The 21,580-nt window shown below is 69.8% G+C and carries 27 protein-coding genes and 1 pseudogene; 11 read left to right on the top strand and 17 right to left on the bottom strand.

Annotated features, from left to right (window positions below):
- The first annotated feature begins 30 nt into the window (after positions 1-30).
- Positions 31-414 carry a GNAT family N-acetyltransferase gene (locus ABD120_RS34380; RefSeq protein ID WP_343954481.1) on the top strand — a complete coding sequence of 128 codons (384 nt, stop codon included), beginning with the start codon at positions 31-33 and terminating at the stop codon, positions 412-414.
- Positions 415-724: 310 nt separating this feature from the next.
- On the opposite strand, the gene ABD120_RS34375 is transcribed toward ABD120_RS34380, so the two are convergent.
- From ABD120_RS34375 to ABD120_RS39920, 4 genes and pseudogenes are all read right to left on the bottom strand, one after another.
- Positions 725-898, bottom strand: coding sequence for a hypothetical protein (locus ABD120_RS34375; RefSeq protein ID WP_343954480.1), 174 nt, complete (start codon positions 896-898; stop codon positions 725-727).
- A 39-nt stretch (positions 899-937) separates the two neighbouring features.
- Entirely contained in the window at positions 938-2,185 is a 1,248-nt protein-coding gene (locus tag ABD120_RS34370) for a helix-turn-helix domain-containing protein (RefSeq protein WP_343954479.1), read from the bottom strand.
- 297 nt (positions 2,186-2,482) lie between these two features.
- Positions 2,483-3,028, bottom strand: a complete 546-nt coding sequence (locus ABD120_RS34365) for a UTRA domain-containing protein (protein ID WP_343954477.1) — start codon at positions 3,026-3,028, stop codon at positions 2,483-2,485.
- Between the two features lie 39 nt (positions 3,029-3,067).
- Positions 3,068-3,304, bottom strand: a pseudogene (locus tag ABD120_RS39920) (winged helix-turn-helix domain-containing protein); the annotation flags it as partial.
- A 42-nt stretch (positions 3,305-3,346) separates the two neighbouring features.
- Here ABD120_RS39920 and ABD120_RS34360 point away from each other — a divergent pair.
- Together ABD120_RS34360 and ABD120_RS34355 are read left to right on the top strand one after the other, a co-directional pair.
- Positions 3,347-3,721 carry a hypothetical protein gene (locus tag ABD120_RS34360; protein ID WP_343954476.1) on the top strand — a complete coding sequence of 125 codons (375 nt, stop codon included), beginning with the start codon at positions 3,347-3,349 and terminating at the stop codon, positions 3,719-3,721.
- A 115-nt stretch (positions 3,722-3,836) separates the two neighbouring features.
- The gene (locus ABD120_RS34355; RefSeq protein WP_343954475.1) at positions 3,837-4,064 is read left to right on the top strand and encodes a hypothetical protein; all 228 of its coding nucleotides are present in this window, start codon (positions 3,837-3,839) and stop codon (positions 4,062-4,064) included.
- 136 nt (positions 4,065-4,200) lie between these two features.
- On the opposite strand, the gene ABD120_RS34350 is transcribed toward ABD120_RS34355, so the two are convergent.
- Entirely contained in the window at positions 4,201-4,437 is a 237-nt protein-coding gene (locus ABD120_RS34350) for a hypothetical protein (protein WP_343954473.1), read from the bottom strand.
- Positions 4,438-4,767: 330 nt separating this feature from the next.
- Between ABD120_RS34350 and ABD120_RS34345 the strand changes: the two genes are divergently transcribed.
- Complete coding sequence (locus ABD120_RS34345) at positions 4,768-5,319, top strand: ATP-binding protein (RefSeq protein WP_343954578.1); 552 nt, start codon at positions 4,768-4,770, stop codon at positions 5,317-5,319.
- 1,204 nt (positions 5,320-6,523) lie between these two features.
- On the opposite strand, the gene ABD120_RS34340 is transcribed toward ABD120_RS34345, so the two are convergent.
- Positions 6,524-7,468, bottom strand: coding sequence for an EamA family transporter (locus ABD120_RS34340; RefSeq protein WP_343954472.1), 945 nt, complete (start codon positions 7,466-7,468; stop codon positions 6,524-6,526).
- A gap of 107 nt (positions 7,469-7,575) precedes the next feature.
- Here ABD120_RS34340 and ABD120_RS34335 point away from each other — a divergent pair, with 107 nt between their 5' ends.
- Together ABD120_RS34335 and ABD120_RS34330 are read left to right on the top strand one after the other, a co-directional pair.
- On the top strand, positions 7,576-8,781 hold the full coding sequence (locus ABD120_RS34335; RefSeq protein ID WP_343954471.1) for a magnesium transporter MgtE N-terminal domain-containing protein: 1,206 nt from the start codon (positions 7,576-7,578) through the stop codon (positions 8,779-8,781).
- Positions 8,771-9,226, top strand: coding sequence for a DUF1003 domain-containing protein (locus ABD120_RS34330; RefSeq protein ID WP_343954470.1), 456 nt, complete (start codon positions 8,771-8,773; stop codon positions 9,224-9,226). Before ABD120_RS34335 ends, ABD120_RS34330 begins: the two co-directional genes overlap by 11 nt.
- Here the strand turns inward: ABD120_RS34330 and ABD120_RS34325 are convergent.
- A complete protein-coding gene (locus ABD120_RS34325) occupies positions 9,210-9,653 on the bottom strand; it encodes a MarR family winged helix-turn-helix transcriptional regulator (RefSeq protein ID WP_343954468.1) in 444 nt (147 codons plus the stop codon). The two genes, ABD120_RS34330 and ABD120_RS34325, sit on opposite strands and share 17 nt — an antisense overlap.
- Positions 9,654-9,751: 98 nt before the next feature.
- Between ABD120_RS34325 and ABD120_RS34320 the strand changes: the two genes are divergently transcribed.
- Positions 9,752-10,891, top strand: coding sequence for an Mrp/NBP35 family ATP-binding protein (locus tag ABD120_RS34320; RefSeq protein ID WP_343954466.1), 1,140 nt, complete (start codon positions 9,752-9,754; stop codon positions 10,889-10,891).
- Positions 10,892-10,898: 7 nt separating this feature from the next.
- Here ABD120_RS34320 and ABD120_RS34315 read toward each other — a convergent pair whose 3' ends face one another.
- From ABD120_RS34315 to sigE, 4 genes are all read right to left on the bottom strand, one after another.
- Positions 10,899-11,258, bottom strand: a complete 360-nt coding sequence (locus tag ABD120_RS34315) for a sec-independent translocase (protein ID WP_343954464.1) — start codon at positions 11,256-11,258, stop codon at positions 10,899-10,901.
- A gap of 251 nt (positions 11,259-11,509) precedes the next feature.
- A complete protein-coding gene (locus ABD120_RS34310; protein WP_343954463.1) occupies positions 11,510-13,036 on the bottom strand; it encodes a S1C family serine protease in 1,527 nt (508 codons plus the stop codon).
- Between the two features lie 117 nt (positions 13,037-13,153).
- Positions 13,154-13,663, bottom strand: a complete 510-nt coding sequence (locus ABD120_RS34305) for an anti-sigma factor family protein (protein ID WP_343954462.1) — start codon at positions 13,661-13,663, stop codon at positions 13,154-13,156.
- Between the two features lie 2 nt (positions 13,664-13,665).
- Positions 13,666-14,295 (bottom strand): RNA polymerase sigma factor SigE, encoded by a 630-nt coding sequence (gene sigE, locus ABD120_RS34300; RefSeq protein ID WP_343954461.1) that lies wholly within the window; start codon positions 14,293-14,295, stop codon positions 13,666-13,668.
- Positions 14,296-14,456: 161 nt separating this feature from the next.
- Between sigE and ABD120_RS34295 the strand changes: the two genes are divergently transcribed.
- A complete protein-coding gene (locus tag ABD120_RS34295) occupies positions 14,457-15,095 on the top strand; it encodes an O-methyltransferase (RefSeq protein WP_343954460.1) in 639 nt (212 codons plus the stop codon).
- Here the strand turns inward: ABD120_RS34295 and ABD120_RS34290 are convergent.
- Complete coding sequence (locus tag ABD120_RS34290) at positions 15,079-16,524, bottom strand: leucyl aminopeptidase family protein (protein ID WP_425564083.1); 1,446 nt, start codon at positions 16,522-16,524, stop codon at positions 15,079-15,081. The genes ABD120_RS34295 and ABD120_RS34290 overlap by 17 nt on opposite strands.
- An 82-nt stretch (positions 16,525-16,606) precedes the next feature.
- Positions 16,607-16,774, bottom strand: a complete 168-nt coding sequence (locus tag ABD120_RS34285; RefSeq protein ID WP_181019706.1) for a DUF3117 domain-containing protein — start codon at positions 16,772-16,774, stop codon at positions 16,607-16,609.
- 180 nt (positions 16,775-16,954) lie between these two features.
- Between ABD120_RS34285 and ABD120_RS34280 the strand changes: the two genes are divergently transcribed.
- Together ABD120_RS34280 and ABD120_RS34275 are read left to right on the top strand one after the other, a co-directional pair.
- Positions 16,955-17,737 (top strand): PaaX family transcriptional regulator, encoded by a 783-nt coding sequence (locus tag ABD120_RS34280; protein ID WP_343954459.1) that lies wholly within the window; start codon positions 16,955-16,957, stop codon positions 17,735-17,737.
- Entirely contained in the window at positions 17,734-18,510 is a 777-nt protein-coding gene (locus tag ABD120_RS34275) for an enoyl-CoA hydratase-related protein (protein ID WP_343954458.1), read from the top strand. Before ABD120_RS34280 ends, ABD120_RS34275 begins: the two co-directional genes overlap by 4 nt.
- A gap of 60 nt (positions 18,511-18,570) precedes the next feature.
- Here ABD120_RS34275 and ABD120_RS34270 read toward each other — a convergent pair whose 3' ends face one another.
- Entirely contained in the window at positions 18,571-19,116 is a 546-nt protein-coding gene (locus ABD120_RS34270) for a DNA-3-methyladenine glycosylase I (protein ID WP_343954457.1), read from the bottom strand.
- A complete protein-coding gene (locus ABD120_RS34265) occupies positions 19,113-19,667 on the bottom strand; it encodes a hypothetical protein (protein ID WP_343954455.1) in 555 nt (184 codons plus the stop codon). Before ABD120_RS34265 ends, ABD120_RS34270 begins: the two co-directional genes overlap by 4 nt.
- 28 nt (positions 19,668-19,695) lie before the next feature.
- On the opposite strand from ABD120_RS34265, the gene ABD120_RS34260 reads away from it, so the two are divergent.
- A complete protein-coding gene (locus ABD120_RS34260; protein ID WP_343954453.1) occupies positions 19,696-19,977 on the top strand; it encodes a hypothetical protein in 282 nt (93 codons plus the stop codon).
- A 22-nt stretch (positions 19,978-19,999) separates the two neighbouring features.
- On the opposite strand, the gene ABD120_RS34255 is transcribed toward ABD120_RS34260, so the two are convergent.
- On the bottom strand, positions 20,000-20,584 hold the full coding sequence (locus ABD120_RS34255; protein WP_343954452.1) for an LOG family protein: 585 nt from the start codon (positions 20,582-20,584) through the stop codon (positions 20,000-20,002).
- 11 nt (positions 20,585-20,595) lie between these two features.
- A complete protein-coding gene (locus ABD120_RS34250; RefSeq protein ID WP_343954450.1) occupies positions 20,596-21,387 on the bottom strand; it encodes an LOG family protein in 792 nt (263 codons plus the stop codon).
- Positions 21,388-21,580 lie beyond the last annotated feature (193 nt).

Below are 21,580 nucleotides of genomic sequence, written 5' to 3'. Positions count from 1 at the left end.
CTCAGCGGACCATCTGGGTAAAGTCGGGCAATGCCCAAGCTGAAGCCGCTGCATGCTGGCCATGCCCCGGCGGTCCTGGCCTTCGAGCTGGCGAACCGCGCCTACTTCGCCGCCTCGGTCCCGGATCGCGGCGATGACTTCTTCGACCGGTTCGCCGACCGGTACAACGCCCTGCTGGCTGAGCAGGAGGCCGGAATCTGCGCCTTCCACGTGCTCGTCGCCGAGGACGGCTCGGTACTCGGCAGGTTCAATCTGGTCGACATCGAGGATCACACTGCGGAACTCGGCTACCGGGTCGCGCAGCGCATCGCCGGGCACGGAGTGGCGACTGCGGCCGTCCGGGGGCTGTGCCGATTGGCGGCGGCCCAGTACCGGTTGGGGCCACTCGGCGTCTACTCGACATACTGGTCGTAGCACGCGGCGAGAAGGTGAAGCCAGTGATCGCGGTCGTCGCCCTCTGCGAAGTTGCAGGAGAACACGGCCAGCAGCGACGAACGCCCGGCGCCACGCTACCTGTGCGGCATCCAGGCCAGCAGCCCTGCGCAGGTTAACGCGAAGCCGCGAAAGCCTCCGCCGCCTGGACGGCCGGGCTGGGATGCATCAGGAACTCCAATGGTGCGCTCAGCAAGGGTGACTGTCTGCAAAGCAGACAAGTATGGCGATCATAGTGGGCCCGTACTCCTATGAATCGGATAACGCTCACGGCCAGTCGCCGGATTCAGGATCAGCTCCACACCACACCAAGCGCGACAGCCAGCACACCCCACGGCTGCGCGTCTGACGGCCGTTCCGGCGTGGTCCCGATCACTGCCGGATGGTCGCTCGCGCCCAGCGGCGCGCTTCCTTCTTCACCGGCTTCGTCAAGCTGGGCGATCACCTGGTCGGCCGCTCGGTTCACCCCTGAACAACCGATACTCCTGCGCCTGCCGTACAAAGCTCACAAGCTCACACCCGCGCGGCGCGCGAGGGCCCGCAAGCCGGATAGCTTGCTGTGACGATCGCGGTGAAGCAGTTCGGTGATTACCTGGCGGGTACCTGCCCGCTGTATCTCAGTCGGAGCGACCTTCTCGGCGACCAGCAGGGCGCGCACCGCACGATCAGTCTTTCCCCACAATGTGTACGCCTCTGCGATGCCGGTGTAGTAGCTGGCGCGACGCTCCTGCGTGGGGATCTCGTCTGGCGTGACCCCCTTGGCATACTCGATCGCGGTGCCAGCGTCCCCGAGCACGATGGACACGCCGATCTTGTATGTGGCGACGTGGCCGTGACTAAGCACGATATTGGGGGCATGCTGGGCAGCTTCGTCAGCCTCTTGCAGCATTCCCATTGCAGAGTGTCGATCCTCCAGCCGGGCAGCGGCTATCGCACCCGTTGACATCAAAGCTCCATATGCCCCCCATGCCGGCGCCGACGCACCTTTGAGTTGTGGGCGGAGCCACTTAGCCGCGCTAGTGGTGATATCGCGCGCCTTGCCGTATTCCATGGCCCGATGGAAGAGACTGACCAAATCGCGGCGTGCGTCACCAATGGCCCGGAGGTCACCACTAGCGTGCGCAGCCTGTTCCCCTTGATTTGCGGCTATCCAGGCATAAGGGGAGGCACTCAGCTTGATCAGCGTGCGAGTGGCCAGATGGTAAACCTGCGCGGCGATGGCAAGCTCCACAGGCTCAGACGCGATGCGGGCAAGAGGTATCAAATCGGCCAGATCGTCAGCCAGATCTGCGTAATGGGCTGCGGCGAAATCGCGCTGTGCACGAGTCATCGCACGGGCAAGAGACGCGCGGGACGGAGCGACTGGCGACGTACGCGTGTCGGGAACCAGAGCATCGCGAAGACGCGCAACGGTCGCCGCGCTCTGTTCTGGCTGCCCGGCTACGTCAGTCAGCCCAACCCCAGCGGCAAGCGTCGCGTTCTTGAGGAACGCGCGTCGCTTCGTTGCCTCACCTCCTGAGCGTGCTTCCAGCATAGGCGGAACGTTCTCATAGTCGCGGATCCAGGCGGCTACGAGTTGGCCATTGGCGTCAAGCGCTTGGTCAGCCAGTTCCGCCAGCAATCGCTCAGGATTGCGTAGTCCTCGCTCAACACGGCTGAGGTAGCTCTTCGAGAAGTAGGTCGCCTCTTGCAGGCCGGAGAGCGAGACCTGCCTTTCGTTGCGGAAGTACCGAAGCTTTTCACCAAACCTCACAGTTGCCTCCTGCGGTTGCCGCGTTGCCTCATGCAGGCAACCTCTCGTGCCGAGATAACCCATCACACATGCTCAATCGTGGCTGCACAACGGCGCTGGAAGATCAGCGAGCCACAGAAATGGCTCACGAACAGGCGGCCCCGCCTCGACGGATAGAGCGACGGAAGGGAACCGGTGGGCGTCGTGACCACTGAATCGCACATCTGCGCTCCGCGCCACGCCTACGGCTTCGACGTGGTTCGCCCATATGAGTATGCAGTGCCGTCGGGTGAGCTGGTGGTAGTCCCTATCGGGTTTCTAGCTGGCGTCGGTGTTGCCTACAGGGCCGTTGTACACCAGTTTCGTCGTCTCAGCGGGTACGACGATGTCACAGGTCTCCACCACGGTGTCACCCGCGAAGTAGCTCCGTTCGACGATCATCACGATCGCGCCGGCGCCGATGCGCAGCCGTTGGGCTTCGTCGGGTGCGGCGGGGCGGGCCCATACTTCCTCGTCCCAGGCGTCCACCTGGATGCCGATGGCGGCCATGCGGTGGGTGACGCCGAGCCCGGCGGACGGTCCGCCCTCGGGGAAGGCGATCGGTGTCCCCTTCGTCAGCGACAAGGGTTCCCAGGATGTGGACAGCATCCACGGCCCGTCCTCGTCGTGGGTGCTGAACTCGTAGACGGTGCACATGACATCGTGCCGGTCTCCGTCAGGCTCGTCGAGGCCCAGCCGCTCGCGCACCCCTTCCGGCGCTCGCATCGTGTAGGAGGAGTACTCCCAGCGACCGGAACGGCCTTGCTCCTCCATCTGCTGGGCGAAGGGGGAGCCCGCCTGCCGCTCGCGGAACCAACTGCGCACGAGGCTCCGCCGCTGTGGTCGGTTGCGCACGAATGTCCCGGCTCCCGGCCGGGAGGTGAGCAAGCCCTCCCTAAGGAGAAGTTGCGTCGCCTCGCGGACGACGCCCTCAGCAGCTTGGTACTCGGTGGCGAGGTGCTGCCGCGCGGGCAGACGCGTGCCCGGCGCGAGCTCGCCACTGGTGATGCGGCGCCTCAGATCTGCGGCAATCCGGACGTAAGCGGGCTGAGTCACCGGTACAGCTTGACAGGCCGGATATCCGGCTTGCAAGCTAGTCATCCGGATGGCGATCCGGATATCCAACTACTATGGGGGCGTCTCGTGGCGACCAGCACCCAGGAGTACCCGGCACTCGCGGCCAACGCCGCCATCGCCGCAGAGCACGCACGCGACATCGCCGCGCAGCACCTCCCGAGCCGCGCCGAAGACGCCTACCGGCTCGTTCAGGCTCTGATGGTGTGCGCGCTCACCAGCACAGGCGACGGCGACACCGTGAAGCTCATCACCGAGGCGAGCTCTCTCACCGGCGTGCGGTTCGAGGTGCACTACACCCCGCTTCACCTGCTCTACAGCCCGATCGGGGGAGCGTGGGAGGTGGTGAGCACAGTGGCCGACGCCTACGGCGACCGCCCAACGAAGAACAGCGACTACGGCCGTCTGATCTACGGCGACCTGAGAACGTGCCGCGACACCTGAAACCCGGCACAACCGGAGACCGGTAACCGCCTTCTCCGCCACATGAACATGAAGCGGGCCCGCCCGGCGCGACAAACGACCCGAGCGAGCCCTGATCGCACATGGAGGTGCGATTGTGAGCAACAGTATCCCCCCGCCGACCTTCCTCGAAATGCCCTGCCGCACACCCTCGGCACTGCTGGGCTCCACCTGCCTGCAGGTGCTGGCAGGAAACTTGATCACCTCGACGGACCTGTGCCCGCGCTGCACGGCCACGCTGATGGCGGGGCTCATCCACGCGGCCCCCGAGGTCCTCGTCTGGAGCCCCTTCTACTGCCACAAGCCGCTGGAGGCGACGCAGTGACCGTCCTGACAGCCGACGTCGCCGCCCGCCCCGCGCGCCGCCGCCACGCGCCCGCCGCGCCGGTCGTCCGTGAGCCGTGCTTCACACGCGAGGATCCGCCACTGGCGATGGGATGCGCAGTGTGCGGGCACCCTCCCTACGCCCACGGCTGCTCCAGTGTGGGCGCCCACGAGTACGAGGTGCCGTCGGCGGTGCTGATGGCCGAGCGGCTCCACTTGTACGTCGCGCTCAGTCTGCACCGGCGGAGGATGTCGACGGCTGAGTTCCGCCGCGAGCATGTGTGCGCGCCCGCGCCCGAGCAGGCCGCCGACGAGTCGGTGATGCAGGCCGAGGAGAAGGCGTTCGACAGTCCGGCCGCTGTGGTCTCTGCCACGGCCTCGAATGTCGAGGTGGCTGCCGTGCGGCGCCCGACGCCTCACCCTGCCGAGTCGCCGGCTCCGAGCCGCGACGGCGTCGATCGGATCGCCGTGGCGCCGCTACGGTCGGGCGGTCGCCTACGTCCGGTCCCGGGGCGGCCGTCGGCCGACCGATCGGGCGCCTTCGGACGGGCCCGCCGCCCGAGGGCGGCGACCCACGTCCACGCGCCGGACATGTCGTCCCGACAACACCCTCATCGGGGGCGGACTTTTCCGCCGAACCGGCCTGAGCCGGTCGGATGGCACCAGCGGGAGCCGACCGCAGTCGCAGAAGGGGTCTCCGCGTGATGGCCATCACCGGACAGCGGCCGAATGTCCTCACCATGGCGTTGCCTCACACGCCCGAGGCCGCAGGGACGGCCCGTCACGCGGTCCGCGACGTGCTGGAGAAGCGCGGCTGGCCGGACGAACTGGTCGAAAACGCGATGCTCGTGGTCTCCGAGCTCGTGACCAACGCGGTCGTCCACGGTCTTCCACCGGTCGAGCTGCGGATGCGGGTGGTGTCGGGCTTCGCCGCCGGGCGGGTCACCGACCGCTCGCCGGAGCTTCCCGTCCCGGCCGAGGCCGAGGCCGACGGCGAGGGTGATGGTGAGGGTGGCCTTGGCCTGGCCATCGTGGCGGCCGTGGCCGCCGCCTGGGGCGCCCATTTGCTGCCCGAGCGTGGGGGCAAGGCGGTCTGGTTCGAGTTCCGCGGCCCTCCCGACCCCGCACCCGCCCCGAGACCGTCTCCCGGTCTCCGCCTGTGGGGTGTTCCCGGCCCCGGCGGCGGCCCCTTCCGGGGAACCTCAACGCCCCTTCGTTCAGCAGCCCGTTCCGGTGGCCGGCCTGAACCGTCCTAGACGTCGGCCCGCGCCCTCTTGAGGCAAGGGACGGGCCGACCCAGCAGAGTGGCCCGCCGTCGAGGTACGGCGGCGGCCACCCGCCCACGAATGAGGTTCACATGGACATGCATCGGCACGACTACGCCTGGGCCGACGTCGGCGCCGCCCCCACCAAAGCGGACGCGTACCGGTTCGGCCCGCACGGGAGAGCCGCATGGACACGGAACGAGCCGAAGGAGGCAGACCGATGAGCAACGGCGGCGGCGACAAAGCCCTGCGGCATCACCCGGTCCCCCCGCCGCGAGAGCAGCGGGAAACGCGGTCAGGCCCGACGAGTCCCGACGGCGCCCGCCAACCCGACTGCCCGCGCGATGACGAGGAGCACCGCGAGACCGACCAGGTCCCCGCCGAGACCCTGATCACGGAGCGGCGGCCCGGCCCCGGCGAATCCCCCGTCGACCAGGCCAAGAACGACCCCGCAACACCTATCGGCGGTGACCCCCCACCTTCGCACTCCCGAAACGACCTCATATCCGGCCTGCCGCTGGTGCCCGCTCAGCGACTGGGCGGGCCCGAGCCTTCGAGGGGACGGGAGAGCCGATGCGGTGAGGAGTACTGCCCTGCCCCGGTATCGGCACGACCGTATCGGGTGGAATGGCAGTTCGAGGGCAACATGTGGGTCCTTCGGTTCGGGCGGCCACCCCGGGTGGTGCGGTTGAGCTGCCGCTGCCGACCGATGGAGTACGAGGAACTCGCCATCGGCGGACGACACTGGATCCGCCGCATCGAGCGAACCGGCGGTCGCCTCATCGTCCATGTCAGCCCCGAAGCAGCGAGCCGCCAGGCAGGCGAGTTGTGGAGCCTGATCATGTGTGGAGACGCGATATGAGCGCTTCCACCAGAGACGAGATCACTAACCAGCTCAAAGTCCAGAGACAGGCCAGATCTTCAGGAACTCCGTCGGCAATGCGGCTCCGGTGAACTGACGGCGCAACGGCGATCCTGGGTGTTGACGAGGCCAGAGCTATTGGCTTCCGAATCGGTCAAGGCTCGGGGTGCAGGGGCCGGGCCCCTGCTCGGGGTTTGGGGCGAAAGCCCCAATGAGGGGAGCCCGAGCGCGACAGCGCGAGGACCTCGCCTTTTGGAGTGGGGTCCGGGGGGATCTTCCCCCCGGACGGCGCTGCCTGGAGCCCTTCGCGCGAAGCGCGCCACCTTGTTGCGGTTAGGCGGGTATTGGGGATTTTTCTGGCTGCTGGGGTTCCGGTGTTCGGGGGGAGGAGGCCATTTGGGCCAGGAGGGCGCCGGACAGAACGATCAGGCCGCCGATGATCTGGTAGACGCCCAGTGACTCGCCCAGCAGGGCCCATGCCACGATCGCGCCGCCGATCACCTCCAGGGACGCTACCGTCGCGCCCACCGCGGCCGACAGGCGGCGGACGGCGTTCACGCCCAAAATGTAGGCGACCACGGTGGCGATCACCACCATCCACAGGTACGCGCCCAGGACCGGCAGGGTGCCGCCGCCGGCAGGGGTGGCGGTGCCGGTGAAGGCCGACCACGGGATGTTCCACGGCTGCGCGAAGGGGATCAGGACGGCGGCCGCCCCCAGCATGCCCCAGGCGATCAGCCCCAGCGGATCCAGCTCATCCCCAAAAGCATCATTCATCAGGAAATATCCGGCGCAACACGCCCCCGCCGCCAACCCCAGCAGCAACCCCAGCACGTCCAGCCTGATCCCGGCCCACGCCTCGACCACGATGGCCAGACCCGCCACCGCCACCACCGCCCCGACGTACGCCGAGCGCGCCAGCCGTACCCGCCGCACGAAGCGCACCCACAGCACCACCATCACCGGCGCCATGAATTCCAACAGCAACGCGATCCCCACCGGCAGCCGCGTGATGGCCAGGAAGTACAACGCCTGCACCCCCGCCACCGCCATCACCGCGTACACCACCACGAACGGTACCCGCGACCGGGTGATCCGCAGCGCCCGAGGCTTGAACACGGCCAGCACGGCCATCAGAAGCAGCCCCGCCCCCGCCAGCCGGGTCCACACGGCCTCGATCGGCGCGAGGCCACCGGCGATGAGGTACTTGGCCATGGGGCCGGAGAAGGCGAAACACACCGAGGAGACAAAGGCGATCGCCAGCCCCGCATACCGCATCGTCGGCACCCCGAAACTACGTAATGAGCGTTGAGTGAGTTAGATCCTGACATGTCCTTATGGCGAGGCGCAATGCCTTCTGACCGGCTCTCCTTTAGCCTGCGAAGGTGAGGATCTTCGTGGCCCGGCTGGCGGCGACCGCGGTCTTCGACCCGTCGGGCGACCAGATCGGCCGGGTGAGGGACGTGGTGGTCGCGCTGCGCCCGACGGCCGGCGGCTCGCTGCCCCCGCGTGTGCACGGGCTGGTGGTGGAGGTGCAGCCGCGCCGCCGGGTGTTCCTGCCGATCACCAGGGTCCGCAACATCGAGGCCGGGGCCGTCGTCTTCTCCGGGAAGATCAACATGCGCCGCTTCGAGCAGCGGAACACCGAGACGCTGGCGCTCGGTCAACTGCTCGACCAGGTGGTGGAGATCGGCGGTGAGCGGTTCACCGTCTACGACCTCGCGATGGAGGATCAGAACGCCGAGTGGACGATCACCAAGGTGGCCGTCCACCGCAAGCGGGAGACCCGCGTCGTGGACTGGGAGGACGTGCGCGGCCTCGACGTCGCCCAGAGCGACCAGGGCGCCGCCGCCCTCATCGCCGCGTTCGAGACCCAGCGGGCCGCCGACCTCGCCAGCGCGATGCACGACCTGCCGTTCAAGCGGCGGATCGAGGTGGCGGCGGAACTCGGTGACGAGCGCCTCGCCGACGTACTGGAGGAACTGCCCTTCACCGACCAGATCGGCATCCTCGGCGCGCTGGCCCCGACGCGGGCGGCGGACGTGCTCGCCGAGATGGGCCCGGACGACGCCGCCGACCTGCTGCAGGACCTGCCGGTCGAGCAGGCGGCGCAACTGCTGTCGCTGATGGAGCCGGACGAGGCCGATCCGGTGCGGCGCCTGCTCCGCTACCCGGAGGACACCGCGGGCGGCATGATGACCAGCGAACCGGTCATCCTGCCGCCCAACGCGACGGTGGCCGAGGCGCTGGCACACCTGCGCCAGCGCGACTTCACCCCCGCCGTCGCCGCCCAGGTGTACGTTGCCAGGCCGCCCACCGAGACCCCGACGGGGACCTTCCTGGGGGTCGCGCACTTCCAGCGGCTGCTGAGGGAGCGGCCGTCGATGCTGCTGGGCGCCACGCTCGACCACAGCCTCGACCCGATCCGGCCGGACTTCTCGCTGCCGGAGGTCACCTCGTACCTGGCCACGTACAACCTGGTGGCGGCGCCCGTGGTGGACGAGGCGGGACGGCTGGTGGGCGCGGTGACCGTGGACGACGTGCTGGACCACCTGCTGCCGGAGGACTGGCGGGAGCGCCATGGCCCGTGAACGACTCGACCAGCCGCGCGAGCTGAGGCGCTCGTTCCGGCTGTATTACGACCCGGAGCGGTTCGGCCAGCTTTCCGAGCGTTTCGCGCGCTTCCTCGGCACGGCCAGCTTCCTGGTCTACATGACGGTCTTCGTCGTGGTGTGGGTGCTGTGGAACATCCTGGCTCCGCCGTTCCTGCGCTTCGACGAGTACCCGTTCATCTTCCTGACGCTGATGCTGTCGTTGCAGGCGTCGTACTCTGCGCCGCTGATCCTGCTCGCGCAGAACCGTCAGGCCGACCGCGACCGGGTGCAGGGTGAGCAGGACCGGCAGACGCGCGAGGCCAGCGAGGCCGAGGTGGAGTTCCTGACCAGGGAGATCGCCGGGCTGCGGCTGGCCATCGGGGAGCTTGCGACGCGCGATTTCATCCGCTCGGAGCTCCAGCAGGTCAGAGGTCCGCAGTGAGCCCCAGTGAGACGAGTGTGGCGTGGCACCGGCGGAGTTCGCCGAACTGGGAGCGTACCCCGCGCAGGTAGGTGGGGGTGGCCTCGTCGAGGCGGGTGCCGCCGAGGTCGGTGAGGACGGCGAACAGGCCCCTGGCGTCGCTCGCGCACGCCTCGCGGGCGACGAGCCCGTCGCGCTGGAGGCGGTCGATGAGCCGGGTGAGGCCGCTGCGCGACAGCAGGACCCGGTCGGCCAGGTCGTTCATGCGCAGGCGGCGGCCGGGCGCCTCGGCGAGCTGCATGAGCACGTCGTAGGAGGCGAGCGGCAGATCGTGGGCCAGCGTCAGCTCGGCCTCCAGGTGACGGGCGACCCGGACCTGGGCGCGCTGAAGCGCTCTCCAGGCGCCGAGTTCCTGAGAACCGAGTCGCTCGTCGCGCAGAACAGTCACGCAGTAACCTTAGAACGTTGCACGAACATCTACACCGCTTCGGGGTTCGTACGATGGAACCCGTCATCCATAGACCACAAAGGAGTGCCGAGATTTCCATGGCACCGACGCAGGAACTGGTGACGGCCGCTCTCGCCACCGTCATCGACCCAGAGATCAGACGCCCGATCACCGACCTGGGCATGGTCAAGAGCGTGGACATCTCCCCAGAGGGAGCCGTTCGCGTCGGCGTCTACCTGACGGTCGCGGGCTGTCCGATGAAGGACACGATCCGCCGCGACGTCACCAACGCCGTAGCCGGCGTCGAGGGTGTGACCGGCGTCGAGCTCGAACTCGACGTGATGAGCACCGAGCAGCGCAAGGCGCTGCAGACGAAGCTGCGCGGCAACCGGGGTCCGGAGAAGGAGATCCCGTTCAACCAGCCGGGCTCGCTGACGCGGGTGTTCGCGATCGCCTCGGGCAAGGGCGGGGTCGGCAAGTCGTCGGTGACGGTCAACCTGGCCGCCGCGATGGCGGCGGACGGGCTGAAGGTCGGCATCGTGGACGCCGACATCTACGGTCACAGCATCCCCAGGATGCTCGGCGCCAAGGAGCTTCCCACCAAGGTCGAGGACATGATCATGCCGCCGGTGGCGCATGACATCAAGGTCATCTCGGTCGGGATGTTCAAGCCGGAGGGCAACTCGGCGGTGGTGTGGCGGGGTCCGATGCTGGACCGGGCGCTGCACCAGTTCCTGGCCGACGTCTACTGGGGTGACCTGGACATCCTGCTGCTCGACCTGCCGCCGGGCACCGGCGACATCGCGATCTCGGTGGCGCAGCGCCTGCCCGGCGCGGAGATCCTGGTGGTGACGACGCCGCAGATGGCGGCGGCCGAGGTGGCCGAGCGGGCCGGTTCGATCGCGGCGCAGACCCACCAGCAGATCGCGGGTGTGATCGAGAACATGGCGTGGCTGCCCTGCCCGCACTGCGACGAGCACATCCCGGTCTTCGGCGAGGGCGGCGGCCAGACGGTGGCCGACGCGCTGACGCGGACGCTGGGCGCGCGGGTGCCGCTGCTGGGCCAGGTGCCGCTGGACATGCGGCTGCGCGAGGGCGGCGATGCGGGCAAGCCGCTGGTGCTGACCGACCCGGACGCGCCGGCGGCGGCGGAGCTGCGGCAGATCGCCGGACGGCTGAGCAAGCGCTCGTCCAGCATCAAGGGCCTGCAGCTCGGCCTGGCGCCGAGCGGACGCTGAGCGGGCCTCAGGTGGCCTCGGCGTCGTAGGGCGGCAGCTCGCCGTAGCCGAGTTCGTCGACGGGGTCGGTGACCGGGTAGGACACGGGCTCCAGGACGGGCTGCTTCGGCTTGTCGTCCCAGTCGTCGAGGTCGTCGAGCAGGTGCTTGCGCACGAAGTTCTTGGGGTTCAGGTCGGTCGGGTCGAAGTTCTGGAACTCCGGCCCGAGCCCCGTGCGCAGGTCGTCGCGCGCGGAGGTGGCCATGCGGCGCAGGCTGCGCAGGCCCTGCCCGGCCTGCCGGGCGACCTGGGGCAGCTTGTCGGGACCGAAGACAAGCAGGCCGATGACGGCGAGCGCCACGACCTCCCAGATGTTGAGTCCGAACACCTGAACTCCCACCTCACGACATCCACGACATCCACAGCCTAAGTGGTCGGGCGTCCGCTTGACACCCGGGCCGCCGTCGATCTTCCCGCCGTGGACGCGTCCTTCGGACGCTTCTCAAGCCTCCGTTACGGCCAGCCCGCATCCCGCCGCCCACCGTAACCACCGGCCCCGCCGCACCCGTGCGCCACTCGCCCCACACCGTCCCGCCGCGACGCCGCGACGGGACCCGGGTGAGGGGTGAGCAGGAAGGGTCAGGTCGGCTTGACCGCAGGAGTCTCGTCGGCGGCGACGGTCAGCGACGCGGTGCGCTCCTGCCCGGCCCGCTCGAACTTGACCGTGATCTTCGACCCGGGCTCCTTGGCCCGGATGAGCGCGATCAACTCGTTGCCGTCCTTGAGACGCAGCCCGTCGATCTCCAGGATCACGTCGCCCGCCTTGAGCCCCGCCTTGTCGGCGGGCCCGCCGGAGTCGATCGGCGCCCGTCCCTGGGAGGCCCCGGAGGCGATCCGCACACCCTCGCCCCGGTAGTCGTTGTCGAGGGTGATGCCGATGCGCGGCCGCTTGGCCTTGCCGGTGGTGATGAGCTCTTCGGCGACCCGGCGCGTCTGGTTGACCGGGATGGCGAACCCGAGGCCGATGCTGCCGCTCTGGCTGGCCACCGAGCGGCTGAGCGTCGCGATGGCGGAGTTGACCCCGATGACCTCGCCGCGCGCGTTGACGAGCGGCCCGCCCGAGTTGCCGGGGTTGATGGCGGCATCGGTCTGGATAGCCGAGATGTAGGCGGGCTCCTCGCCCGACTGCCCGGTGTCGTCGCCCGCGATGACCGGGCGGTTGAGCGAGCTCACGATGCCGGTGGTGACAGTGCCGGTGAGGCCGAGCGGGGAGCCGATCGCGATGACCGGGTCGCCGACGACCACCTGGTCGGAGTTGCCGAGGCCGATCTCGGGGGTGCCGAAGGTCTCCTCCGGCTTGACCACGGCGAGGTCGGAGCCGGGGTCGCGGCCGACGATGCGGCCGGTGGTGGTCTTGCGGTTGCCGAACATGACACGGATCTCGCCGCCCTTGTCGGCCAGCGCGACCACGTGGTTGTTGGTGACGACGTACCCGTTCTTGATCAGGAACCCGGAGCCGCTGGCGGCCTCGTTGCTGGAGCGGTTGCCCACCTCCAGGGAGACCACGCTGGGCAGCACCCGGGCGGCCACGCCCGCGATGGAGTCCGGCGCCCGGTTGATGGCGCCGGACGGGGCGGGGCCGAGCGAGAAGGACGGGTCGGTGCCCCCGCCGGGCCTGGTCAGCAGGTAGGTGCCGACGCTGCCCGCGACGGAGGCGACGAGCGCGATGGCCAGGGCCACCGCGATGAGCGTGCCGGTGCCCGGCGGGCGCCTGGGCGGCTTCGGCGAGTGGGCGCCGCCTGCGCCCGGAGGCGGGGGCGCCCAGCCGGAACCCATGCCCACGGCGTTGTGAGGGGGCGGAGGCGCCGCGAACGCGGCGGTGTCGTGGCGAGGGCCGGGGCCGTACGAACTCTGCTCAGCGTGCGGCCCAGCGCCGTACGGGCCGCTTTCGGGGCGCGGGGCGCCCCCGTAGGTGCCGGTGTACGGCGGCGGGCCGAACGCCGGCTGCGGCGGTGGCGGCGAGGAGGGCGCGGAAGTCCCCGAGGGGCGGCCCGACGGGTCGCCCCAGACGGGCTGGTCGCCCGAGGGGAGGAACTCCGGCCGCTCCGGCGACTCGGGTTGGTCCGACGGTGTGCGTCCGTCGTCGGGGCGCGTCTCGTCGGTCATCTGGTTCACCACTCCTCGCTCAGACACCCGCAATCATGGCGCGACCGGCATATGCAGGTCATAAGCCACCCGCGAGTATGCCGTCATCCGAGTATCGCAGGCCACGGGCGGAGGCGATCACGGGGTTGACGTCGGCGTGGCCTTCGGACCCTGCTCGAACAGCTCGATGGGCGGCGGTGTGCCGACCTCGGCGGTGGTGTTGACCACGAAGAAGGTGCCGAGCGCGACGGCGGCGGACACGACGCCGACGGCGACGTAGGCCCCCCTGCGCCTACTTCCACGTCCAGGGCCGGAAGAGGCGCCGGAGGCGTCCCTGCGCGGCCGGTTGTCCAAAGGGGCGATGCTGTGCGGCCCCGGGATGGGGACCCCTCCGAACGTGGGCGGGAAAGGGCGCTCACGGGGCGGCAACGGTCCGCCCGGCTCCGACATCCGAAGCAGCGACATGGTCAGATCGGCGGGCATCGCCGGGCCGTCGAGCGACCGCAGGCGCGACTTGAGCGCCCGCATCGACTCGACCTCCCTCCTGCAGTCGGCGCAGAAGGTGAGATGGGCAAGGGCCCGCTCTCTGTCGACGTGACTCAGTTCGCCGTCGACGAGCGCCGAGACCCGCTCTCCAAGATGGGACATGATCAGCCTTCCTCCCCACGGATCCCCGAAGGGTTGACGGACGGGGGGAGTTCAGCGCTGCGGGGCGCGCGGTGCTCAAGCGCCTCCCGAAGCTGTGCCCGGCCACGGTGGATACGGCTCCGGACCGTGCCCAGCTTCACGCCGAGCGTGGCCGCGATCTCCTCGTACGACAGGCCCTCGATGTCACACAGCACCACGGCGGCCCGGAACTCGGGCGCGAGGCCGTCGAGTGCCGCCTGGACGTCGGCCTCGAAGTGCGCGTCGTCCCACGCCTGGGCGGGCGACGGCTCACGGCCGCGCAGCCGCTCGGCGGCGTCGTCGGCGAGGCCCTCGAACCTGATGCGCTGCCTGCGCCTGGCCATGTCGAGGAACAGGTTGGTCGTGATCCGGTGCAGCCAGCCCTCGAACGTGCCCGGCGTGTAACTGGACAAGGACCTGAACACGCGCACGAAGACCTCTTGGGTGAGATCCTCGGCGTCGTGGACGTTGCCGGTCAGCCGATACGCCAGCCTGTACACGCGCGCGGAGTGTGTCCGCACGACCTCCTCCCAGGAGGGAGGAGTCCACTCAGCCACCTGGTGGTCGCTTCCGTCCACCAAGGCTCCTCTCTCTGGGACCACCGCTACCGCCATAGTGCCTGGTTTTGTCCCTTCGTGCGTACTGCCTGCCTTCCGGACCGGCAAAGCCCGTTTAAACCTGCAACGCGATAGGAGCGGCTAGAGTTCCCGTCCGAGCGTGTCTCCCCTAGGCTGCGACCGGTGACCAATCGCATGAAAGTGGGGGGAGGAGGCCGATGACCAGCCCGGTAGAGGCCACTCTGGCCTATGCGGAGCAGTTCCATCAGGAAGACGAGGTGCTGCTCACGGCGCGGCAGCGCGGCCTGGAGATGGGCGCGGTGCCCATCCTTCCCGGCGGCGGCGCCGCACTCTGCTTCCTCGCCACGGCGCTCAACGCCAAGTCCGTCGTCGAGGTCGGCACCGGCTGCGGCGTGTCCGGGCTGTGGCTGCTGCGCGGCATGCGCCCCGACGGCACGCTCACGAGCGTGGACGTCGAGCCCGAGCACCAGCGGCTGGCCCGCCAGGCGTTCGCCGACGCCGGATTCGCTGGCGGCAGGGTCCGGCTGATCGCCGGCCGCGCCCTCGACGTGCTCCCCCGCCTGTCCGACGGCGGCTACGACCTGGTCTTCCTCGACGGTGCCAAGCAGGAGTACGCCGACTACCTGGCCGAGGCCGTACGGCTGCTGCGCGTGGGCGGGATCGTCGCCTTCGACAACGCGCTCTGGCACCACCGCGTCGCCGACCCCGCCCACCGCGACCCCGACACCGTCGCCCTGCGCGAGCTCGGCAAGCTCGTCCAGGGCGACGACCGGCTGCGTCCGCTGATGCTGCCGCTCGGCGACGGGCTGCTGACGGCCGTCAAGCTGTCCGGCTGAGCCACTCCAGCAGGAGCCGCACACCGAAACCGGTGGCGCCCTTGGTGAGCACGCCGTCCTCGGCGGTGCTGCGGCCGACGCCCGCGATGTCCAGATGCGCCCACGGCCGCCCGCCCGCGAACTCCCGCAGGAACAGGGCCGCGGTGATCGACCCGCCGCCGTAGCGGCTGCCCGACTCGATGTTGGACAGGTCGGCCAGCGGCGACTCCAGCGCCGCCGCGTAGTCGTCGATCAGCGGCATCCGCCACAGCCGGTCGTCGGCGGCCGCACCCGCCGCGATCAGTTCCCCGGCCAGCCCCTCGTCCGTGGAGTAGAGGCCGCCGACGGTGCGCCCGAGCGCGACCGTGATCGCGCCGGTGAGCGTGGCGATGTCCACGACCACGTCGGGGTCGAGTTCCGCGTCGGCGTAGGCGAGCGCGTCGGCCAGCACCAGCCGCCCCTCGGCGTCGGTGTTGAGCACCTCGACCGTGCGGCCGCCGTACTGGGTGATGACGTCGCCCGGCCGCTGGGCGGTGCCGGAGGGCATGTTCTCCGCCGCCGCGACCAGGCCCGTGACCTTCACCGGGACGCCGAGCCCGGCCAGCGCGGACATCACCGAGATCACCACCGCCCCGCCCGCCATGTCGGTCTTCTGGAGCTTCATGTTCTCGGACGGCTTCAGCGACAGCCCGCCGGTGTCGAAGGTGATGCCCTTGCCGACCAGCACCACGTGCTTGACGGCGCCCGGCGGGTCGTAGGAGAGCCGGATCAGCCGGGGCGGGCTCGCCGACCCCTGGCCGACCGCCAGGATGCCGCCGAAGCCGTCGGCCCGCAGCGCCTCCTCGTCCCACACCTTCACGGCGACGTCCTGGCCAGGGGCCTGCACAGTGGCCTGTCCTGTGGCCTGTCCTGTGGCCTGTTCGGCCAGCCACTGCGGGTTCTTCACCGATGCGGGCGTGTTGGCCAGGTCGCGGGCCAGCGCCACCGCACGCGCGACGGCGGCGCCGCGCAGCGCGGACGGCTCGTCGGCGCCCACGAGGACGAGCGAACCCACCGGAGGCTTACCGGGCGTACCCATCCGGAAGGTGTAGGCGGCCAGCAGGGCGGCCTCGGCGAAGGCCGAAGCGTCGGAGGAGGGCACCACCACGGTCAGCTCCGCCCGGCCCTTCGCGCGGCGGCTGAGCGCCGAGGCGGCCTTGCGCTGTGCTTTGGGCGAACCGTCGCCCGTGCCGTACAGGAGCACTCTGCCGACACCCTCGCCGAGGGCGACCGGCACCTCGACGATCTCGCCCGCCTCGCCCTTGGCCTCGTAGTGCGCGAGCAGCGCGCCCACGGGCACCGGCAGGTCGCCGGGAAGGGAGGGGTTCAGGTCGGGTGAGTACGGCACCGCCAGCAGCTCGGCGCCGACGGGGGCCTCGGCGACCACCGACATCGTGGTCTGAATGGGCACGGAACATCTCTCCAAACACGTCAATGGCCCTGGCGCGGGGGCACGCCAGGGCCGTGGAGCTGAAAGTCGGTCTCGGGAGCTCTCAGCCGACGACGTTCTTCAACGCCTCGCCGAGCGCCTGCGCCTCGTCGGCGGAGATCTCCACGACGAGCCGGCCGCCACCTTCGAGAGGGACGCGCATCACGATGCCGCGCCCTTCCTTGGTGACCTCGAGCGGACCATCGCCGGTCCGCGGCTTCATCGCCGCCATGCGTGTATCCCTTCCTGCCTTGGGCTCCCGCGGCCCGCGACCACCGGCCTCCCACGAGGGCGGTCGGCGCATTCACGTCTTCTGTGATGTCCTATTCTCCCGCATCGAGAGCCATCATGGGTAACGATCTCCTCCCAGAATGCGTTGTCGGGGGGTGCGAAGACGTCCAAACTGGACTTCGTGCATGCCCGCGCAGCTCTGTTCGATCTCTACGGAGACCACCTGCGAACACGCGGCGGACAGGCGTCCGTGGCCGCCCTCGTGCGGCTCATGAGGCCCCTGGAAATCGCCGCTCCTGCCGTGCGCACCGCCGTTTCGCGCATGGTCCGCCAAGGCTGGCTGACGCCCGTGAGACTGCGCCACGGACCCGGATACGGCCTCACCCCCAGGTGCGTCAGGCGTCTTGACGAGGCCGCACTGAGAATTTACCGAGCTGGGACGATCAGCTGGCGCGGTCGCTGGCACGTGATCGTCCTCGGGCCGGTCCCCGACCGAGGGCGTCGCGAGCGGCTGCGCGCCAACCTGTCCTTCCTCGGGTACGCCGCCCTTTCCGAGGGCACCTGGCTCGGGCCGCGCTCCTCGATCGAGCTGGACAACCTGCTCGACGGCGAGGGCGTGGCGGCCGACCGGTTCGACGCCGCGCTGGAGGGCGACCCCGGCGAACTGCTGGCCCGCGCCTGGAACCTCGACGTCATCGGCGGCTCCTACGAGCTCTGGCTGGCCGAGGCCACCGAGCTTGTCGCGACGCTCCCGGAAGGCGCCCCGGACGATCTCGTGTTCGCCACGAGGAGCAGACTGGTGCACGGCTGGCGCAACTTCCTGTTCCACGACCCCGGCCTGCCCACGGAACTGCTGCCCGACGGGTGGCCGGGCGTGAAGGCCAGGGCCTACTTCGAGCAGGAGGCCGCCCGCCTGCTCCCCAGAGCCGCCGCGTTCGTTGACCAGCACCTGGAGGTCCCTTGATCCGCTACGACGTGTCCGACGCCGTCGCCACCATCACCCTCGACCGGCCCGACGCCATGAACTCGCTGACCGCCGAGCTGAAGACGGCCCTGCTCGACGCGCTCCGCCGGGCCGCCGCCGACGACGAGGTGCGGGCCGTGCTGCTGACCGGCTCCGGGCGGGCCTTCTGCGCGGGCCAGGACCTGCGCGAGCACGCCGACAACCTGGAGGCGGGGCGCGGGCTCGCGGGGACCGTGCACGAGCACTACAACCCGATCGTCGAACTGCTCGCCACCATGCCCAAACCGGTCGTCGCCGCCGTGAACGGCGTGGCGGCGGGCGCGGGCGCCTCGCTCGCCTTCGCCTGCGACCTGCGCGTCGCCTCGGAGAAGGCCAGGTTCGCGATGGCCTTCGCAGCCATCGGGCTGGTGCCGGACTCCGGCGCCTCCTGGACGCTCCAGCGGCTCGTCGGGCCCGGCCGGGCGACCGAACTGCTGCTGCTGGGCGAGCCGCTCGACGCCGCCCGCGCACTGGAGCTGGGCGTGGTGACGCGGGTGGTCCCGCCGGAGGAGGTACTCAAAACCGCACGCGACCTCGCCGTACGGCTGGCCGCCGGCCCCACCAGGGCGTACGCGGCCACGCGGCGGGCGCTCGCCTACGCGGCCACGCACACGCTGGCCGAGTCGCTGGAGCTGGAGGCGCGGCTGCAGGACGAGTGCGCGGCCACCGAGGACCACCGGGCCGCCACCCGCGCCTTCCTCGCCAAGGAGACACCCGTGTTCAAGGGCCGCTGACGCTCAGGCGCGCCGGAGTTCGGGCGCCGCTGCTCGGGCATGCCGGCGCCGGAGCGCTGATCAGCGGGCCACGCAGCCCTCGATGTGGTCGTTGACCAGGCCGATCGCCTGCATCAGCGCGTAGGCCGTGGTCGGGCCGACGAACCGGAAGCCGTGCTTCTTCAGCTCCTTGGCCAGTGCCTTGGAGCCTGGGGTGGTCGCCGGGACATCGGCCATCGTCCTCGGGACCGGGGCGCCGGGGTCCGCGTAGCGCCACACCAGCGCGTCGAGGCCGTCCGGCAGGTCCTGCGCCGCCCTGGCGTTGCCGATCGCGGCTTCCACCTTGGCCCGGTTGCGGACGATACCGGCATCGGACATCAGCCGTTCGACGTCGTGCTCGGTGTAGGCCGCGACCTTGTCGATCACGAAGCCGTCGAAGGCGTTCCTGAAGTTCTCGCGCTTGCGCAGGATCGTCAGCCAGGACAGGCCGGACTGGAACGCCTCCAGCGACACCCGCTCGAAGACGCGGTCGTCGCCGTGGACGGGCCTGCCCCACTCATGGTCGTGATAGTCGAGGTAGTCGGGATCACTCATCCCGGTCCACCAGCACCGGATCACCTCGGTCACCAGGGCTTCACCGGCTTCTCGGCCTTCTCCGACTTCAGGAGCTTGTCAGACTTCAGGGGCTTCTCGGACTTCGGGGACTTCTCGCTGTCCGGCCGATCCGATTCCACGGACGGCGCCTCCGCCACGGAAACCGCCTCAGGGACCGCCTCCGCGACTGCGGGGGTCTCTTCGGGGGTCTCCGTCGCAGCCTCGACGACGGCCTCGGGCTGCGAGTCCGGCTGCTCCGTCGAGCGCTCGTCCTGTCGCCACTCCGGGTGGTCGGACATCAGGTCGGAGACCCGCTGCTCCAGCACCGCGATGCGGGTGTCGCGGGCGCTGATCGCGCTGGCCGCCCGCTTCAGGGTCTCGTCGACGCTCTGCGTGTGATAGCCGACGAGGTTGACCGGCAGTTGCAGCGCCATCATGTCGACCGCTGTGAGCTGCCCGGCTTCGGGCAGGTCGAGCGGCGGTACGTCCGGCGGGAACTCGCTCAGCTCACCGCCCTTGCCAAGGGATACCAGGACCACGCAGGCCAGAATGGCCAGCGCGGCGATGGCGAGTACGACCAGCACATTGGCATCGTACTCATACGATCGAGACATGCAGCCCACACTCGTGAGCCCTGGTGCGGAGATTGACCCCTCATGGACCGCCGCACACTCCCCCGAGGCGGCGGCCGAACTGTCGGCGGCGGGCGCGACGGTGCTGGTCACCCTGCCCGGCGAACTCGACGCCGCGCTCGCCGCCGCCGCGATCTACCGCTGGCACGGCGCCCGGGTCTTCGTGACGTCCCACCGTGCCGAGGTGGCGCAGGCGATCGAGATGACCGACACGATCAAGGGTGTCCGCCCGCCCGCGCTCACCCGGCGGGCGCTGGCCTAGCCGTTCCGGCCACGGCCGCCCGTCACGGCATGGCCTCACCGAGTTCGGCGGCGGTGGGGCGCAACGCCGGGGTCGCGCCCTCAAGCTGGGAGAACGCCTCCTCGATGGTCGTCGTCCAGGCGATGGCGTCGAACACGCCGGGGCGGGTGAACCCGGCCTCGTACATGTTCTCCACAAGCTGCCGCAGCGGTGTGTACAGCCCCCACGGGTCGAGGATCACCAGCGGCCGGTCGTGCAGGCCGAGCACGCGCGCCGTCCAGATCTCGAAGAGTTCCTCAAGCGTGCCGATCCCGCCCGGCAGCACCAGGAAGGCGTCGGAGCGGGCGTCCATGGCGCCCTTGCGCTCGCGCATGTCGGCCGTGACGATCAGCTCGCCGGAGTCGTGGTCGGCGATCTCCACCTCGACCAGCGCCTGCGGGATGACGCCGATCGTGTGGCCGCCCGCCGCGCGGGCCGCCCTGGCCACCGCGCCCATGCAGGAGACGGTGGCGCCGCCGCTGACCAGGGTGTGGCCGCGCCGGGCGAGTTCGGTGCCGACGCCCGCGGCGAGGTGCAGGTACTTCTCGTCGATGGCGAGGCTGGAGGCGAGATAGACGCAGACGTTCACAAGGGCTCAGCCTATTGGGGCTCGGCCTGCGGGAACTCCTCCACTCCGACACCCTCGTGGCGCGAGCGGGCCCGGTCGGCTTCGACGATGATGCGCACGGCCTCGTCGACGTCGTCCGTGAGGTGGATGAGGTCCAGGTCGCGCTCGGCGATCTTGCCGGTGCCGAGCAGCGTCCCCTTGATCCAGTCGATCATCCCGCCCCAGAACTCGGTGCCCATCAGCACCACGGGGAAGGAGGTCACCTTGTTCGTCTGCACCAGCGTCAGCGCCTCGAACAGCTCGTCCAGCGTGCCGAAGCCGCCGGGCAGCGTGATGAAGCCGCAGGAGTACTTCACGAACATGGTCTTGCGGACGAAGAAGTAGCGGAACTCGATGCCGAGGTCCACATAGTCGTTCAGGCGCTGCTCGAAGGGCAGCTCGATGCCGAGCCCGACCGAAACCGCCTCGGGCACCTCCACCGCGCCCCTGTTGGCGGCCTCCATCACGCCGGGGCCGCCGCCGGTGATGACCGCGTACCCGGCACTGGCCAGCGCCTTGCCGAGCCGGACGCCCATGGCGTACTCGGCGGAGTCCTCAGGGGTGCGGGCCGAGCCGAACACGGTGACGGCGGGCGGTAGTTCGGCGAGCTGGCCGAAGCCCTCCACGAACTCCGCCTGGATGCGCAGCACCCGCCACGGGTCCGTGTGGACCCAGTCCGAAGCCTGCTGGCGGTCGAGCAACCGCTCGTCGTGGGTGGACTGGGGGACGAGGCTACCGCGTACGACCGCCTGACCCTGGCGGCGCTCGGGACGTGACTTCTTCATACCGTGCACGCTATCCCGCGTGGGGCGATCCCCGGCGAACACCTGGTGAAGGCGGGTGACACCCCAGCAGACGGCTCGGTTTACCGAATCGCGGAAAATCTTGGAAAAAGGTGGGAACCGTTTTTCGCGAACCCTGCGTCTAATCGGCGAGGGTGCTGCTCGGGACTGAAAGTGGCTCTCCCCGCCAAATGGC

It is taken from the genome of Nonomuraea longicatena (assembly GCF_039525605.1).
Taxonomy (GTDB): Bacteria; Actinomycetota; Actinomycetes; order Streptosporangiales; family Streptosporangiaceae; genus Nonomuraea; species Nonomuraea longicatena.
The sequence above is the reverse complement of the archived record's forward strand: the minus strand, read 5'-3'. Positions and strand labels throughout refer to the sequence as shown.

What these genes read in the sequence shown, in the direction of transcription:
- ABD120_RS34380 (WP_343954481.1), top strand. Translation starts at nt 31, where the DNA reads ATGCCCAAGCTGAAGCCGCTGCATGCTGGCCATGCCCCGGCGGTCCTG.
- ABD120_RS34345 (WP_343954578.1), top strand. Translation starts at nt 4,768, where the DNA reads ATGGCCATCACCGGACAGCGGCCGAATGTCCTCACCATGGCGTTGCCT.
- ABD120_RS34340 (WP_343954472.1), bottom strand. Translation starts at nt 7,468, where the DNA reads ATGCGGTATGCGGGGCTGGCGATCGCCTTTGTCTCCTCGGTGTGTTTC.
- ABD120_RS34330 (WP_343954470.1), top strand. Translation starts at nt 8,771, where the DNA reads ATGGCCCGTGAACGACTCGACCAGCCGCGCGAGCTGAGGCGCTCGTTC.
- ABD120_RS34320 (WP_343954466.1), top strand. Translation starts at nt 9,752, where the DNA reads ATGGCACCGACGCAGGAACTGGTGACGGCCGCTCTCGCCACCGTCATC.
- ABD120_RS34310 (WP_343954463.1), bottom strand. Translation starts at nt 13,036, where the DNA reads ATGACCGACGAGACGCGCCCCGACGACGGACGCACACCGTCGGACCAA.
- ABD120_RS34305 (WP_343954462.1), bottom strand. Translation starts at nt 13,663, where the DNA reads ATGTCCCATCTTGGAGAGCGGGTCTCGGCGCTCGTCGACGGCGAACTG.
- sigE (WP_343954461.1), bottom strand. Translation starts at nt 14,295, where the DNA reads ATGGCGGTAGCGGTGGTCCCAGAGAGAGGAGCCTTGGTGGACGGAAGC.
- ABD120_RS34295 (WP_343954460.1), top strand. Translation starts at nt 14,457, where the DNA reads ATGACCAGCCCGGTAGAGGCCACTCTGGCCTATGCGGAGCAGTTCCAT.
- ABD120_RS34285 (WP_181019706.1), bottom strand. Translation starts at nt 16,774, where the DNA reads ATGGCGGCGATGAAGCCGCGGACCGGCGATGGTCCGCTCGAGGTCACC.
- ABD120_RS34260 (WP_343954453.1), top strand. Translation starts at nt 19,696, where the DNA reads ATGCAGCCCACACTCGTGAGCCCTGGTGCGGAGATTGACCCCTCATGG.
- ABD120_RS34250 (WP_343954450.1), bottom strand. Translation starts at nt 21,387, where the DNA reads ATGAAGAAGTCACGTCCCGAGCGCCGCCAGGGTCAGGCGGTCGTACGC.